This is a genomic window from Epilithonimonas zeae, assembly GCF_023278365.1.
GTDB lineage: Bacteria > Bacteroidota > Bacteroidia > Flavobacteriales > Weeksellaceae > Epilithonimonas > Epilithonimonas zeae_A.
The window spans coordinates 1,793,256-1,806,917 of the sequence record NZ_CP075338.1 but is presented as its reverse complement, the minus strand read 5'-3'; the positions used below and the strand labels follow the sequence as shown (position 1 = coordinate 1,806,917).

Here is a 13,662-nt window from a genome sequence, read left to right as displayed (position 1 = left end):
ATGAAAGATTTCAAACTGGTGTTGTCAACACTTTTTCTATTAATAATAACTATTTTCAATGCACAGATAAAAAACCCGATTAAGTTCAAATTCGATGTTGTATCTGTTGGGAAAGACGAATATGAAGCAGTTTTAACTGGAACTATTGAAGATAAATGGCATATTTATTCGCAAGATTTGCCACCAGATTCCGGAATCCCAACTGAATTTAAAATTACTTCAAAACAGGGAATTCAATTGCTTGGAAAAGTTCAGGAAATAGGAAAAAAACACGATGAGTTTTCGGAAGCTTTTGGTGCTCAGATTGTTTATTATTCAAACAAAGTCGTTTTCAAGCAAAAATTCAAACCAAAAGATGCGACAAAACCAGCAACAATTACAGCTGAAATAATGTATCAGACTTGTAATGACCGCGTTTGTCTGGCACCAAATACTTTAGAATTTGAAAAACAAATTGAAGGAAGTAAAACGGCTGTTGCTCCTGAAGGAACTTTAGAAAAAACAAAAGATACAGTTTACGAAGTCGCTCCGGCAGGACAAGTAGGAACAATTCTAAAACCTACAAATATTGAAACGCCTGCTGTTGCCAAACAAGAAGGTTTGAAAGTTAATTCTCTGGACTTCAAAAATCCTTTGACGAATTGCGGAGCTGCTCAGCAAAAACCAAATGATGACAATTGGTTGGTTCTCGGTTTAGGATTCTTAGGCGGACTAATTGCGTTGTTGACACCTTGCGTTTTCCCAATGATTCCGTTGACGGTTTCGTTCTTTACAAAAGGGAACAAAGACAAAGCAAAAGGAAAAAGAGATGCGTTTATTTACGGTTTCTTTATTTTGCTGATTTTCGTTTTATTGAGTATTCCATTTCATATTATTGATGGAATTTCGGGTAATATTTTCAATCAGATTTCAACTAATATCTGGCTGAATTTATTTTTCTTCGCCATATTTTTATTCTTTGCATTGAGCTTTTTCGGATATTACGAAATTACATTGCCAAGTTCTATCGCTAACAAATCTTCCAAAGCGGAAGAAGCGGGCGGGTTGATTGGGATTTTCTTTATGGCTTTGACTTTAGTGATTGTTTCGTTCTCTTGTACAGGTCCAATTTTAGGAAGTTTATTAGGTGGTGTTGTTGCTGGAGCGACTAATGTTCCGACATTATTAACGTTTGCTTTGGCTGGTTTTGGATTGGCTTGGGCATTGGTTTTCGGATTGTTAGCGTTATTTCCTCAAGCGTTGCAAAGTTTACCAAAATCCGGCGGCTGGATGAACACTGTGAAAGTTGTTCTTGGATTTATAGAGTTGGCTTTGGCTTTGAAATTCTTGTCAAAAGCAGATTTGGTTTCCAAAACATTCTTGCTGAAAAGAGAATTGTTCATCGTGCTTTGGATTATCATTGCGATTGGATTAGTGGTTTATTTATTTGGGAAAATCAGATTTCCTCACGATGATAAAAAACCGAAAATTAGTTTAGGAAGAAGAATTCTGGGTGTTTTCGGAATTGTGTTTGTAGCGTATTTGATTCAAGGATTGATTCCATCAGAAAAACCAAAATTACAATTGCTAAGTGGGATTTTACCGCCATTAAACGTGAGTTATTTCCACGAAGAGAAAGACGGAATTCTTGGCTTAAAGCCTTATCATAATTATTTTGAAGCGATAGAAGTAGCTAAGAAAGAAAACAAGCCTGTTTTGATTGATTTCACTGGTTATGGTTGCGAAAATTGCCGAAAAATGGAGGAATTTGTCTGGAGTCAGGATGATATTTTACCGATTCTTCAAAACGATGTGATTATCGCTTCAGTCTATGTGGATGACAAAGAAGAGCTGCCGGAAAATGAACAGATCAAAATCGATATGGGCGAAGGTCAAATGAAGAAAGTGAAAACTATTGGCGACAAATGGAGTCTGTTCCAGCAGGTTAACTTCAATAATAATTCCCAGCCGCACTATGTTTTGGTAACGCCTGACCAAAAGGTGATTAATTCGCCTGTTTCAGGCTATATGCCAAAAGAGGATTTCAAAAAATTCCTAAAATGTGGAATTGATTATTTTAAAAATAAGTAATGATTTTCAGAGAAGCCAATATCAGCGATATTCCACAAATGCAGATTGTCCGCAATTCTGTAAATGAAAATCAATTGTCCAATCCGGATGTTGTAAAAGATAAAGATTACGAGATTTATTTAACAGACAACGGAAAAGGTTGGGTTTGCGAAATTGAAAATGAAATTGTAGGATTCGCCATCGTAGATTTGGTTGAAAGCAATATTTGGGCATTGTTTCTAAAACCTAAATTCGAAAAGCAAGGCATCGGAAAACAGTTACATAATCTGATGTTGAGCTGGTATTTTCAACAGACAAAAACTACAGTTTGGCTGGGAACTGCGCCAAAAACAAGAGCTGAACAATTCTACAAATTTTCTGGCTGGGAAGAAATCGGAACACACGGAAAAGAAATCAAATTTCAGATGACTTTTGAACAATGGCAAAATTTATAATTATATAAATAATATTTTTATAATAAAATAAAATTTTAGGTACATAATTTGTATTCAAAAATCCATAATGATGAAGAATCGTTATGGATTTTTATTTTCTATTACTAACTACTAAAACTTAAAGCTATGGCAGAAGTACAAATTAAAGAACAATCTAACGGAAAGAAAACTCAAAACAAGAAACCAATTCGTGTGGATATGACACCAATGGTGGATTTGGGATTCTTATTGATTACATTTTTTATGTTCACAACCAATTTCTCGAAACCAAACGCCATCAATTTTTCCAATCCTCCGAGAAATACTGGAGAACCAACAGAAATTAATTATAAAAATTCAATTACATTTATTTTAGGTAAAGAAGGTAAAGTTTTCTATTATCAAGCGGATAAAAAAGATTTGAATGATAATAGTCTAAAACAAGTTTCATTTGATAAAGCTCAGGTTGCAAAAACAATTGAAACAGCAAAAGCAAATGCGCCTAAAAAAGAAAACTTCACAGTCATTGTAAAACCTGCAGATGATTCAGAATATAAAACAGTCATTGATATGTTAGATGAATTGGCACTGACTAAATCCGAACGTTATGGAATTGCGGAAATGAATGATAAAGAAAAGGAATTGTACCAAAATAAAGTTCAATAATTAAAAAAAATATTTTATAAAGAGTGTCTCAGGACGCTCTTTTTTATTTATTTTCGTGAGGAAAATTAAAACTATGAGAAAACTAATTCCAGTTCTTATTCCTTTTTTAATCGTTTCTTGTAAAAAATCTGAAGAAACTACAGCCTCGAAAGTTGATAGTGTGAAAATCATCGATTCAATCAATGCAGCTAGAACAAAAATTAATGACAGTATTCTCAGCAGTCGCGCCTACAAAGATTTGTCTGGAATACATTCTTTGACTCACGACCAAGTGAATGGAACAGGAAAAATCACTTTTACAAAAATCGGTCAAGATGAATATCAAGTCTCAGGCGAAAATAAATCGGGAAGTAATTTTGTGAAAATTGAAGGCAATGCAAGAATGACCTCACCGAAAAATCTTAAATTCGACGGAACCATCACGCAAAGTATCTTGGACTATGATAATGGAAAATTGGATGTAAGAAAAGGGAAGAAAAATTTCTCCACCAAAGATGGTGGGAAAACGTTTAAACTTTATGAATCCGTCAATAATGCAGGGTTTGGAGATAAAATAATTATTAAATTGTAAATGATGCTCAATTACGAAATCGAAGGAAAAGGAACGGAAAATCTGGTTTTGCTTCACGGCTTTATGGAAAATCTCTCGATTTGGGATGATATGATTCCGTTTCTGTCAGAGAAATTCCGAATGATAAAAATCGATTTGCCGGGTTTTGGAAAGTCTGATGTTGTTGCGGAAATTCAGACTTCCGAGATAATGGCGGATGAAGTCAAAAAAGTAACGGATGAATTGGGTTTGAAAACATTTCATTTGCTTGGACATTCTATGGGCGGTTATATTTCTTTGGCTTTTGCAGAAAAATATCCTGAACTTTTGAAGTCATTTACCTTATTTTTCTCAACTTATTTTGCCGATGACGAAATGAAAAAAGAAACCAGAAGAAAAGGTTTAAGAATCATCAAAGAAAATCTCAGAGCTTTCGTCAACGCAGGTGTCCCGAATCTTTTCAACCCAAATGAACACGATATTCTGGAATCCAAAATCAAGCTAGCCAAAGAAACAGCCTATACATCGTCTGTTGAAGGTGTTTTAGCATCTCAAAAAGGAATGATTGAGCGTTCCGATAGAAAACCTGTTTTAGAAAACTTCGAAGGTAAAATTTTGGTTTTGGCAGGCAAACACGATTCGGCGGTCAATTCAGAAAAAACAATTGGAAATCTTCCTGACAGAACCAATATCAAATCTTACGTTTTGGACTGCGGACACAACGGTCATTGGGAAAAACCGGAGATTTGCGCTGCGATTATCAATACAGAATTACTACATCATTTACCTAAAAATTTTGTTTTCTAAAATGGAAATTATCTCAAAAATCCTCATCGCAATCGTCGCTCTGGAACATCTTTACATCCTTTACATGGAAATGTTTGCTTGGGAAACTCTAGGCAAAAAAACATTCCGAGGTTCATTGCCAGATGAGATGTTCAAACCAACTAAAAAACTCGCTGCGAACCAAGGTCTCTACAACGGCTTTCTTTCGGCTGGACTCATTTGGAGTTTCTTTATTTGCGACCAGATTTGGTCAAAAAATGTCTCGATATTCTTTTTAGGTTGTGTTATCGTAGCAGGAATTTACGGCGCATTATCAGCTTCGAGGAAAATATTTTTCGTTCAGGCTTTACCAGCGATTATTGCACTGGTTTTTGTCTTTTTGAGATAGATTTTTAGGAGCTATTTCCCGCTATCCGCTATATCTTTTTCTTTTTTAGCAAAAAAAGAAAAAGGATGCCGCTACTATCGGGGTTAGGGATTTGTCGGTCAATCAAATTTTCAGTGTCAAGTGAAATTTTTGATCAATCAAACTTTGCTTCTTTTGCCTTTGATCTTTTATCTTGATTCTTCCTAAAAATCTTCCGCTTCAATTTTTTCTTTGAAATCCTCAATTGTTTCCTCTATAGATTTGAAATATTTTCCACCGGAAGCATTGATATGTCCGCCACCGTTGAAGTATTTTCGAGCAAACTGATTGGTGTCCACAGAATCTTTGGAACGGAAAGAGATTTTGATAAAATCTTCATAAAGGTCTTCCATAAAGAAAACCGCCATTTTGGTTCCCAAAACACTCAGTCCATAATTCACAAAACCTTCCGTATCACCTTTGTCGAAGCCGTATTCTTTCAGTTCAGAACGTTTCAGCCAAAGTATGGCCACTTTTCCTTCTTTAGTTAATTCGATTCTGCTAAGAACCAAAGAAAGTAAATGTAATCTGGAGATTGTATTCGTGTCCCAGGTATTGGACGTGATAATGGCCGGATCAGCACCTTTTTCGATAAGGTCAGCAACAATTCTGTGAGTCGTTGCACTCGTAGAACGGAATCGGAATCCACCAGTGTCTGTCATTATTCCGGTGTAAAGACATTGTGCGATATCAATGTTCACCGATTTTTCGTCTTGATTCGCTTGGATGAAATGATAAACCATCTGGCAAGTCGCTGGAACCGTTGTGTCAGAATAAACATAATCAAATTGCTCCGGCATCTGATGATGATCAATCAAAATTTTCTTTGCTCTGGATTTCGTAACCCAATCTCCTAAAATCCCAATTCTTGTAGGCGAATTGAAATCGAGACAGAAAATAACATCAGCATTATAGATGGCTTCACCAGCTACTTTTCTTTTGTATTCGCCAATTACAATTTGTTTCGCTTCCGGCATCCACTTTAGGAATTTCGGGAAATCATTGGGAGTGATTACGGTGGCATCAATTCCTTTTGTTTTCAAGTAATGTTTAAGACCAAGAGAAGAACCAATTGCGTCTCCATCGGGGTTATGATGCGTTACGATAACGATATTGTTTTCCGGAATGAGAAGATGATTGATTTCTGAAATTTCTTTGTCTGTAAACATAAACGATTATTTGGGAATAATGAATTTTCAAAGGTAGAACTTTAAAATAAAAAAATCGGCTCAAACTTGAACCGATTTTTATTTGATTGATTAAAATTTATTTTTTGATAACCTTTTGAATCATTTTTCCATCTGCTTTTAAATAATAAATTCCTGGAATCAGATTCTTAATGTCGATTTCTTCTCGTGAGGATTTATTAGAAATCATTTTTACTAATTTTCCAGAACTGTCAATTAATTCAATATTAGAATTAGTCTTCAGGTTTTCAACGACAATGTATTCGGTTGCTGGATTTGGGAAAACACTTGGTTTAATTGATTCATTATCTTTTACAGAAAGTTGAGCAGATTTAAAATGAATCTCTTGAAATATAGAGTTACTAATGACTAAGGTCTTTTCACTTCCATTGTTTTGAATAGTGTAATGGTAATTATTTCCATTATCAAAAAAACCGCATAATTTTCCAAAGAATTGATTCACTTCGCCATTATCATCCAGAAAAGAGGCTAGAGTACAAACTTTGTCGCTTATAGCAAACGTATCATTATTACTATAAATTACATTGGATATAACACTATTAAAAAATGATAAATTAAGTTTTGAAGGATTACTGCTGAACTGTGTAACTTGCTGGTAAGGCATCGGTGGAGGAAGTTGGTCAGGATATAATTCTCCTACAACCTTTGTGACTTGCCAGTTTGTGTTTATAAGATCAGAGCTTTGTGCCAAGCATAAATTGGCTGCGAAAAGTAAAATGTAAAGGTTTTTCATTAGTTATAGTTTTAATTTGAGTATAAAGTTACAGTTATTTTATAATTCAACCTATTGATATATTTTATATTATGATTTCTGAAATCTTCCCTTTAAATTTCCCTAACTTTGCAGTCCATTAAAAGATTTCTCAATCTTTTAATTTTTAATCATTTTAATTTAAAATCAATGCACAAAGCAGGATTCGTAAATATCGTCGGAAAACCGAATGCCGGAAAATCTACACTTCTTAATCAACTGATGGGAGAGAAGCTGGCGATTGTTACTCAAAAAGCACAAACCACGCGTCACCGTATTTTCGGGATTTATAATGAAGAAGATTTGCAGATTGTTTTTTCTGATACACCAGGTGTTCTCGACCCAAAATATGGTTTGCAGGAAAAAATGATGGATTTTGTGAAGGATTCTTTGCAGGATGCGGACGTTTTCCTGTTCATTGTAGATGTGACAGATAAAGCAGAACCATCCGAGTTTTTAATTGATAAACTCAACAAAATTCCTGTTCCGGTTTTGTTATTGTTGAATAAAATTGACCAGACCAACCAAGAAAGTTTAGAAAAAATAGCAACTGAATGGCACGAGAGAATCCCGAAAGCTGAGATTCTTCCGATTTCTGCACTCAACTCTTTCAATACGGAGATTATCCTTCCGAAACTGAAATCTATGTTGCCGGAAAGTCCTGCATATTATGATAAAGATATGTACACAGACAAGCCGGAGCGCTTCTTTGTGAATGAGGCTATTCGTGAAAAAATTCTTCTTAACTACGAAAAAGAAATCCCTTATTCGGTAGAAGTGGTTACGGAGATTTTCAAAGAAAAGGAAGGTGCAATTGTTATAGATTCAATCATTTACGTGGAACGGGATACACAAAAAGGAATTATCATCGGCCACAAAGGCGAAGCTATTAAAAAAGTAGGGACAGAGGCAAGAATAGATTTGGAAAAATTCTTTGGAAAAAAAATCCATCTCAATCTGTTTGTGAAAGTCAAAAAAGACTGGCGAAAAAATGATAGAGATCTTAAGAATTTCGGTTACCGATAAAAAATTAAATCCTTTGCTGCAAAGGATTTTTTTTATTTCTTATTAAAAATAAAATTCAATTTAATCAAACCATTGAGCAACGTAATCTTTGATTATCACCCAAAAGTTTTTGCCAAGAAAATAGATTAATGTAGAAGTGATAATACCTTTTACTGTAAAAAAAATAATTCCGCCAATTCCGAATTTTTTAAGCAGACTTTTCCACTTCGGCAATTTCTTTTCTTCGGTTGTCTGTAGTTGGTCTTCCATTTTTATTTTTTTTCAAAAATATGAAAATTTATGTAATTTAGACTCATTCAAAATTATAAATTGTCCTTAATTTATAGATGTTTGAGTGACTGATATCAAATTAAATTTATTGATAACATCCTTTTTTACAAATTAATTATCTTTTTACTATCTCAAAGCAATAATAATTGCTAAATGTTTACTAATGATTGTTAGCTTTTGATTTTGCTGGTCGAAATATATTTTTATCTTAGGGACTCTAAAAAATTAAAAATTTATGTCCTCGATTTCAATATTAGAAAACCTGAAAAGATTAGGGATTTCGACAGAAAATAATGGTACTTCTACCGGATTAGAATTCTTCTCATCTGGGCAAAATATAGATAGTTTCTCTCCCGTTGACGGGAATAAAATTGCTTCTGTGAAAACTTCAGATTCTGCTGACTATGAAAAAGTGGTAGCAAAAGCGCAGGAAGCTTACAGAGAATTCAGACAGGTTCCTTCTCCAAAACGTGGTGATTTGGTTCGTCAATTTGGAAATAAACTCAGAGAATATAAAGATGATCTGGGCAAATTGGTTTCTTACGAGATGGGAAAATCTTTGCAGGAAGGACTTGGTGAGGTTCAGGAGATGATTGATATTTGTGATTTTGCAGTTGGTTTATCCCGTCAACTACACGGTTATACAATGCATTCTGAGAGACCGGGACACAGGATGTACGAGCAATATCATCCACTGGGGATTGTGGGAGTTATTTCCGCTTTCAATTTTCCGGTGGCGGTTTGGAGCTGGAACGCTGCTTTAGCTTGGATTTGTGGAAACGTTGTGATTTGGAAGCCATCAGAAAAAACACCACTTTGTGCGATTGCTTGCCAAAATATATTTGCTGAGGTAGCAAGAGAAAATGGACTTCCGGAAGGAATTTCAGGACTTGTAATTGCTGACCACGAAATCGGTGACAAATTAGTCAACGACAAAAGAATTGCTTTGGTTTCTTTCACTGGTTCTACAAGAGTAGGACGAATTGTCGGGAAAAATGTAGCTGAACGTTTCGGAAAATCGATTCTGGAATTGGGTGGAAATAATGCCATCATCATTACAGAAAATGCAGACCTTAATATGTCAATCATAGGTGCAGTTTTCGGCGCAGTTGGAACGGCCGGACAAAGATGTACTTCTACAAGACGTTTGATTATCCACGAATCGGTTTATGATGATGTGAAAAACCGTTTGGTAAAAGCTTACGGACAGCTTAAAATCGGAAATCCTTTAGATGAGACGAATCACGTTGGACCGCTTATCGATAAAGCTGCAGTTAAACAATATCAGGATTCTATCGAAAAATGTAAATCCGAAGGTGGGAAATTCATTGTAGAAGGTGGCGTTTTGGAAGGCGAAAATTACAATTCTGGTTGCTACGTGAAACCTTGCATTGCTGAGGTTGAAAACAGTTATGAGATTGTTCAGCACGAGACATTTGCACCAATTCTTTATTTGATTAAATACAAAACTTTAGAAGAAGCCATCGCAATCCAGAATGATGTTCCTCAAGGTCTGAGTTCTGCAATTATGACTCAAAATCTTCGTGAAGCAGAATTGTTCCTTTCAAACGGAGGTTCAGATTGTGGAATCGCGAATGTCAATATCGGAACTTCTGGTGCTGAAATCGGAGGTGCTTTTGGTGGCGAAAAAGAAACAGGTGGCGGACGTGAGTCTGGTTCCGATGTCTGGAAATATTATATGAGAAGACAGACCAACACAATCAATTACACAACCAGTTTGCCTTTGGCACAAGGAATTAAATTCGATTTAGATTAGAATTGCTGGAAGCTGGAAGTTTGATGTCAGAAGTTTTTTTTGAAATTTAGTTTTTAAAGCTAATAGCAAAAAGCCATTTGTCATCAGTTAATTATCATTTATCAATCATCATTTATCACTTATAACAAATGAGCACACTTGTACACGAAAATAAAGTAAAAGAAACATTAGGAAAACACATCCTGGCCGATGGTTTCGATTTTGTAATGGATTTTGAAAAGTCCCACGGTTCTTATATTGTAGACCGATTGACGGGAAAAGAATATCTTGATATGTTCTCGATGTTCGCATCGGCTTCCGTAGGTTACAATCATCCTTACATTTTAGAAAAAGCAAATTGGTTAGGAAGATTAGCGACGTACAAACCAACTTTGAGCGACGTTTATTTGCAGGAATATGCAGATTTTATGGAAGTTTTTTCCAGAGTGGCGATTCCAAAAGAATTACCCTATTGCTTTTTCGTAGAAGGTGGTGCTTTGGCTGTTGAAAATGCTTTGAAGACTGCTTTCGATTGGAAAACCAGAAAGAACTGGCAAAAGAATATTGATAAAGAAGCGGGAATGGTTATTCATTTCAAACAATCCTTCCACGGAAGAAGCGGTTATACATTGTCTTTGACCAATACTTCTGATCCGAGAAAACACCAATATTTCCCAAAATTCGATTGGCCAAGAATTACGAATCCAAAACTGAATTTCCCAATTACAGAAGATAATTTGGAGGAAACAATCAAGCAGGAGCAATTGGCTTTATTGCATATTCAAGAAGCTATTCTGGCAAATCCTGATCAAGTGGCTTGTATTATCATAGAACCAATCCAAGCGGAAGGTGGCGATAATCATTTCAGAAATGAATTCTTTACTGAATTAAGAAAAATCTGTGATGAAAACGAAATTCTCCTTATCCTTGATGAAGTTCAGACAGGAATTGGAATGACGGGGAAAATGTGGGCTTTCCAACATCTTGATATTATTCCGGACGTTATCACTTTTGGTAAGAAAACTCAGGTTTGTGGAATCCTTGCCAATAAGGAAAAATTGGATGAAGTAGAACATCACGTTTTCGTAGAAAGTTCCAGAATCAATTCAACTTTTGGTGGGAATTTTATCGATATGCTTCGTTTTCAATTGGTTTTAGAAATTATTGAAAATGAAAATTTGGTAAAAAATTCTAAAATAGTAGGAGAGTTTTTATTAGAAGGATTGAAAAAATTAGCACAGAAATTTCCAGACCATATTTCTGCTGCAAGAGGAAAAGGATTAATGTGCGCATTTGACCTGAAAGATGGCGAGTCTAGGGAGTGGTTGAGAAGCAAACTTTATGACGAAGGGATTATCATTTTGACTTGTGGTGATCAGTCGCTTAGATTCCGTCCACATCTGAATGTAACAAAAGAAGAAATCCAAATTATTTTAGATAAAATTAATTCAATATTTGAGAATTTAATATAAGGAATTTCAGATTATGATATTTTTTTCGTAAATTGCTTTGCTTAATAAAAAAATCAAAATCTGAATTATGGATGCAACAACAAGAGTGGCTGTTTACGAAAGTAATAGCCCACAGGAGATTCAGCTTATAAAATTTAGGCTGGAAGATGCAGGAATAAAATGTGATGTAGAGAACTCTTATCTTAGTTTTTTATCTACTCCCACTGCAACCAACACTTTTATTAAAGTCGATATCAAAGACGAAAAGAAAGCATTTGATATCATTGATGAGTATTTAAAATCAAATCAAAATTGATTTCATATTTTTAAATTTTACGTTTTACAGGAATCGGGTTCAAATTGCTTTGAGCCCGATTTTTTTATTTTAAATTTCAGTAATTTTTTTTGATATTGTTCAGACAAATCCTTATCATTGTATAATTAAAAGGGGAATTAGCTCATCTGGCTAGAGCGCAACACTGGCAGTGTTGAGGTGACGGGTTCGATCCCCGTATTCTCCACTTTGAAACAATCTTCTGAAATTCAGTAGATTGTTTTTTTTGTTTGGCAAAAAATTTGCTCATGAAATATCAAGTAATCAAGTTCATAGAACCTGATTATTGATTAAAGGGGGCACTAGTTGCCCTCTTAATTTCGAATCAATTTACAATCAATATATTTACCTGAGAGAAGTTTTAAAAAACTTCTCTTTTTTTATTCAAATGTTTGTTAGGGAAATTAAACTAACCTATTTTTGTACAGTAAGCAAAAAACTGATTCGTATAGAAGCATAATTACACTAAAACAATGTCGAATGAAAAAATCTGTACTGGTAATTATATTCTCAATTATTCTGGTTTCTTGTGGTGCTTCTAAGTCTACGAAAAAATATTCTTACAAAAAACCAGCAACATCAAAATCTACAAGTCTTAAAAAATTGAATTCCAATTATTCCGGTTCAGTTTCTGGAACAAGATCGTCTGTTTTGGATAATGCAGAAAATTATTTGGGAACACCTTACAAGTATGCTGGAAATACAAAGGCTGGTTTTGATTGCTCAGGGCTGGTTTGTAAAGTGTTTGACGAAAATAAAATTCAAATGCCCAGACGCTCATCTGATCAGGCAAAACAAGGAAAATTAATCAATGTTTCTGAAGCAAGACCCGGTGATCTTTTGTTTTTTGCAACAGCTGGCGGATCTGCTGTGACACACGTTGGAATTGTTCATGATATTTTGAATAATGGAGAGGTGACTTTTATTCATGCCTCAACTTCAAAGGGCGTTATTATCTCTTCCCTCAACGAAGCTTATTGGAACAAAGCTTTTCTTTTTGCGAGAAGTGTGCTTTAGATTTATTATTTTTGCGAATATTAAAATTAATCCAGATTAAAATCAATCATCATTAATCAATTATCATTTATATAATTATGTCTTTACAGGAAAAAATCGAAAAAGCTTGGGATAACCGTGACCTTTTGAAAGAAGAAGAATATCAGAATGCCGTAAGAGAAGTTGTTGCGAAATTAGATGCAGGAGAATTACGTACCGCTGAACCAACTGAAAACGGCTGGCAAATCAACGAGTGGGTAAAAAAAGGTGTGGTGATGTATTTCCCAATCCAAACAATGGAAACCATAGAAGTTGGTCCATTCGAGTTTCACGATAAAATTCCTTTGAAGAAAAATTATGCTGAAAAAGGGGTGAGAGTTGTTCCACACGCAATCGCAAGACACGGAAGTTTTGTTGCAAGTGGCGTGATTATGATGCCTTCTTATGTTAATATCGGTGCTTACGTAGATTCGGGAACAATGGTTGACACTTGGGCAACTGTAGGAAGCTGTGCTCAGATTGGTAAAAATGTTCACCTGAGTGGTGGTGTTGGTATTGGCGGTGTTTTGGAACCTTTGCAAGCTGCTCCGGTAATTATAGAAGATGATGCATTCATCGGTTCACGTTGTATCGTGGTAGAAGGTGTTCGTGTTGGTAAAGAAGCTGTTTTAGGTGCTAATGTTTGTTTAACAATGTCCACCAAAATTATTGATGTTACAGGACCTGAGCCAATCGAAACGAAAGGTTATGTGCCAGAACGATCAGTTGTGATCCCTGGAAGTTATACGAAGAAATTTCCTGCAGGAGAATATCAGGTTCCTTGCGCATTGATCATCGGAAAAAGAAAAGAATCGACAGACAAGAAAACCTCTCTTAATGATGCTTTGAGAGAAAATAATGTAGCGGTTTAATAACTATCGATTTTAAACTTATATTTGTCATTCTAATGAGAATTTAAACTTCTTATTAGAATGACATT

15 protein-coding genes and 1 tRNA gene are annotated in these 13,662 nt (G+C 35.0%); 13 read left to right on the top strand and 3 right to left on the bottom strand.

The genetic code is table 11. The features are described from left to right. From KI430_RS07985 to KI430_RS07960, 6 genes are all read left to right on the top strand, one after another. On the top strand, positions 1-2,070 hold the full coding sequence (locus KI430_RS07985) for a protein-disulfide reductase DsbD family protein (protein ID WP_248877939.1): 2,070 nt from the start codon (positions 1-3) through the stop codon (positions 2,068-2,070). Then, complete coding sequence (locus KI430_RS07980) at positions 2,070-2,504, top strand: GNAT family N-acetyltransferase (protein ID WP_248877937.1); 435 nt, start codon at positions 2,070-2,072, stop codon at positions 2,502-2,504. The genes KI430_RS07985 and KI430_RS07980 overlap by 1 nt, the downstream gene beginning before the upstream one ends. A 126-nt stretch (positions 2,505-2,630) precedes the next feature. Further along, positions 2,631-3,149 (top strand): ExbD/TolR family protein, encoded by a 519-nt coding sequence (locus KI430_RS07975; RefSeq protein WP_248877936.1) that lies wholly within the window; start codon positions 2,631-2,633, stop codon positions 3,147-3,149. A gap of 73 nt (positions 3,150-3,222) precedes the next feature. Further along, the gene (locus KI430_RS07970; RefSeq protein WP_248877935.1) at positions 3,223-3,720 is read left to right on the top strand and encodes a hypothetical protein; all 498 of its coding nucleotides are present in this window, start codon (positions 3,223-3,225) and stop codon (positions 3,718-3,720) included. A 3-nt stretch (positions 3,721-3,723) separates the two neighbouring features. Then, entirely contained in the window at positions 3,724-4,506 is a 783-nt protein-coding gene (locus KI430_RS07965; protein ID WP_248877934.1) for an alpha/beta fold hydrolase, read from the top strand. 1 nt (position 4,507) lies between these two features. Beyond that, complete coding sequence (locus KI430_RS07960; protein WP_248877932.1) at positions 4,508-4,873, top strand: DUF1304 domain-containing protein; 366 nt, start codon at positions 4,508-4,510, stop codon at positions 4,871-4,873. Positions 4,874-5,055: 182 nt separating this feature from the next. Here KI430_RS07960 and KI430_RS07955 read toward each other — a convergent pair whose 3' ends face one another. Next, positions 5,056-6,060 carry a DHH family phosphoesterase gene (locus tag KI430_RS07955; RefSeq protein ID WP_248877929.1) on the bottom strand — a complete coding sequence of 335 codons (1,005 nt, stop codon included), beginning with the start codon at positions 6,058-6,060 and terminating at the stop codon, positions 5,056-5,058. Between the two features lie 97 nt (positions 6,061-6,157). Further along, positions 6,158-6,832, bottom strand: a complete 675-nt coding sequence (locus KI430_RS07950; protein ID WP_248877927.1) for a T9SS type A sorting domain-containing protein — start codon at positions 6,830-6,832, stop codon at positions 6,158-6,160. A gap of 168 nt (positions 6,833-7,000) precedes the next feature. Between KI430_RS07950 and era the strand changes: the two genes are divergently transcribed. After that, a complete protein-coding gene (era, locus tag KI430_RS07945) occupies positions 7,001-7,876 on the top strand; it encodes a GTPase Era (RefSeq protein WP_248877925.1) in 876 nt (291 codons plus the stop codon). Positions 7,877-7,936: 60 nt separating this feature from the next. On the opposite strand, the gene KI430_RS07940 is transcribed toward era, so the two are convergent. Continuing rightward, on the bottom strand, positions 7,937-8,125 hold the full coding sequence (locus KI430_RS07940; protein ID WP_074233254.1) for a hypothetical protein: 189 nt from the start codon (positions 8,123-8,125) through the stop codon (positions 7,937-7,939). 256 nt (positions 8,126-8,381) lie between these two features. Here KI430_RS07940 and KI430_RS07935 point away from each other — a divergent pair, with 256 nt between their 5' ends. The 6 genes from KI430_RS07935 to KI430_RS07910 all read left to right on the top strand — a co-directional run bounded on the left by KI430_RS07935 (position 8,382) and on the right by KI430_RS07910 (position 13,594). Beyond that, on the top strand, positions 8,382-9,923 hold the full coding sequence (locus KI430_RS07935; protein ID WP_248877923.1) for an aldehyde dehydrogenase family protein: 1,542 nt from the start codon (positions 8,382-8,384) through the stop codon (positions 9,921-9,923). Positions 9,924-10,051: 128 nt separating this feature from the next. Further along, entirely contained in the window at positions 10,052-11,374 is a 1,323-nt protein-coding gene (gene lat, locus KI430_RS07930; RefSeq protein WP_248877921.1) for an L-lysine 6-transaminase, read from the top strand. A 67-nt stretch (positions 11,375-11,441) separates the two neighbouring features. Then, positions 11,442-11,669 (top strand): DUF2007 domain-containing protein, encoded by a 228-nt coding sequence (locus KI430_RS07925; protein ID WP_074233258.1) that lies wholly within the window; start codon positions 11,442-11,444, stop codon positions 11,667-11,669. 131 nt (positions 11,670-11,800) lie between these two features. After that, positions 11,801-11,874, top strand: a tRNA-Ala gene (locus KI430_RS07920). A gap of 293 nt (positions 11,875-12,167) precedes the next feature. Next, entirely contained in the window at positions 12,168-12,704 is a 537-nt protein-coding gene (locus KI430_RS07915) for a C40 family peptidase (RefSeq protein ID WP_074233259.1), read from the top strand. A 77-nt stretch (positions 12,705-12,781) separates the two neighbouring features. Continuing rightward, positions 12,782-13,594 carry a 2,3,4,5-tetrahydropyridine-2,6-dicarboxylate N-succinyltransferase gene (locus tag KI430_RS07910; protein WP_074233260.1) on the top strand — a complete coding sequence of 271 codons (813 nt, stop codon included), beginning with the start codon at positions 12,782-12,784 and terminating at the stop codon, positions 13,592-13,594. The last annotated feature ends 68 nt before the right edge of the window (positions 13,595-13,662 follow it).

Bases quoted from the DNA above. Each gene is read 5' to 3' on its own strand.
- KI430_RS07985 (WP_248877939.1), top strand. From the start codon at position 1: ATGAAAGATTTCAAACTGGTGTTGTCAACACTTTTTCTATTAATAATA.
- KI430_RS07980 (WP_248877937.1), top strand. From the start codon at position 2,070: ATGATTTTCAGAGAAGCCAATATCAGCGATATTCCACAAATGCAGATT.
- KI430_RS07975 (WP_248877936.1), top strand. From the start codon at position 2,631: ATGGCAGAAGTACAAATTAAAGAACAATCTAACGGAAAGAAAACTCAA.
- KI430_RS07970 (WP_248877935.1), top strand. From the start codon at position 3,223: ATGAGAAAACTAATTCCAGTTCTTATTCCTTTTTTAATCGTTTCTTGT.
- KI430_RS07965 (WP_248877934.1), top strand. From the start codon at position 3,724: ATGCTCAATTACGAAATCGAAGGAAAAGGAACGGAAAATCTGGTTTTG.
- KI430_RS07960 (WP_248877932.1), top strand. From the start codon at position 4,508: ATGGAAATTATCTCAAAAATCCTCATCGCAATCGTCGCTCTGGAACAT.
- KI430_RS07955 (WP_248877929.1), bottom strand. From the start codon at position 6,060: ATGTTTACAGACAAAGAAATTTCAGAAATCAATCATCTTCTCATTCCG.
- KI430_RS07950 (WP_248877927.1), bottom strand. From the start codon at position 6,832: ATGAAAAACCTTTACATTTTACTTTTCGCAGCCAATTTATGCTTGGCA.
- era (WP_248877925.1), top strand. From the start codon at position 7,001: ATGCACAAAGCAGGATTCGTAAATATCGTCGGAAAACCGAATGCCGGA.
- KI430_RS07940 (WP_074233254.1), bottom strand. From the start codon at position 8,125: ATGGAAGACCAACTACAGACAACCGAAGAAAAGAAATTGCCGAAGTGG.
- KI430_RS07935 (WP_248877923.1), top strand. From the start codon at position 8,382: ATGTCCTCGATTTCAATATTAGAAAACCTGAAAAGATTAGGGATTTCG.
- lat (WP_248877921.1), top strand. From the start codon at position 10,052: ATGAGCACACTTGTACACGAAAATAAAGTAAAAGAAACATTAGGAAAA.
- KI430_RS07925 (WP_074233258.1), top strand. From the start codon at position 11,442: ATGGATGCAACAACAAGAGTGGCTGTTTACGAAAGTAATAGCCCACAG.
- KI430_RS07915 (WP_074233259.1), top strand. From the start codon at position 12,168: ATGAAAAAATCTGTACTGGTAATTATATTCTCAATTATTCTGGTTTCT.
- KI430_RS07910 (WP_074233260.1), top strand. From the start codon at position 12,782: ATGTCTTTACAGGAAAAAATCGAAAAAGCTTGGGATAACCGTGACCTT.